Annotated in this window: 1 pseudogene; it reads right to left on the minus strand. The window is 38.4% G+C overall.

The features are described from left to right. Positions 1 to 65: 65 nt before the first annotated feature. Positions 66 to 610: pseudogene (locus tag RWU19_RS06625) on the minus strand (hypothetical protein); the annotation flags it as partial.

Raw genomic sequence — 610 nt, forward strand, 5'->3', positions numbered from 1 at the left:
CCGGCATATTCCCCACCAGGCTTGCCATACTTCCAAATATCTTTCATTTATTTCACTCCTTTAATCTAAGATTCTATTTCCATAATGTGTAGCGTATTTATCTGTGCAAAATCTACTGTCTTTGATTCCTCTCCCTCATACACAATACTAAACATAGAACCAGCTTTGGCTTCAAAGATTCGAGAGAAATGAATCCCATGTTTCCATTGAAGAACATTAGTTGAATCGCCTGTTCCACCAGCATATCCAATTTGGTTTGTTTCCTCATCATCTCTATAAAAAACTAGATATGCATATTTCCCACTACTTGATCCCCCAAATTGCAATCTAGCCAATCCTTCAATCAATAGCGTACAATCTCGGACTACTTCAGCTTCCCATCTCCCTGAATTCCATACTAATGGCGATTCTTTCATTGCTCTGTTTTGTTGTTTACCAATAGTTGTAACTTCATCTCCGATAACTAATCTTGCTTTGTGTGGTATCTTCGTTAACTCTTTACCAGTTCCATACCAGGCTTCAAACGGAAGTGCGTTATCAACCAATACTGGTATTTGGTTTACCATGGGCGTTTCTAAAAAGTTCTTAGTTCCATCTACAGATTGTGGCT

It is taken from the genome of Enterococcus sp. 2STP (assembly GCF_032465635.1).
GTDB lineage: Bacteria > Bacillota > Bacilli > Lactobacillales > Enterococcaceae > Enterococcus_B > Enterococcus_B lactis.